This window comes from Shewanella sp. SG41-4 (genome assembly GCF_014164505.1).
Classification (GTDB): domain Bacteria; phylum Pseudomonadota; class Gammaproteobacteria; order Enterobacterales; family Shewanellaceae; genus Shewanella.
In genome coordinates, this window is the sequence record NZ_JACJFI010000755.1 from 1 (window position 1) to 442 (window position 442).

The window sequence follows — 442 nt, forward strand, 5'->3', positions numbered from 1 at the left end:
TTGATTACCAATAGCAGCATTTTCTCATTCGAGTATCTTTGGCGGCTCAAGGGCGCTCATTGACACTTTATGAAGAAATACATCCGCTAAATAAAAAAGAGAAGCCTAAAACCCATCTACTATTTCTGAAAAAACTTAATCATATCCTCATGCCATTTATAGGTTTTAATGTCATACCATTTATAGGTTTTAATGCTTTTCCATTTATAGGTTTTAGTGTTTATCTCAAGTATCGTAGTAGCTGTTAACTATAGTTAAATAAACTGTATGACACTAAATACATAGGCCAACACCTGGATTCCGGCTCAAAAGCATTGCCGGAATAATGAGATGGACCCACCCTTCTAATCGGCTTCATAGTGAGCCATGATAAGTTTGTACACTTTATCAACAAAGGGCGGGTCCGAATATGAAGATTACAACAATTGGTTTAGATATATCA

At 35.7% G+C, this 442-nt stretch carries 1 pseudogene; it reads left to right on the plus strand.

The window, feature by feature from the left end:
- Nucleotides 1–14: 14 nt before the first annotated feature.
- A pseudogene (locus H5202_RS23690) lies at nt 15–149 on the plus strand (IS4 family transposase); the annotation flags it as partial.
- Nucleotides 150–442: the final 293 nt, after the last annotated feature.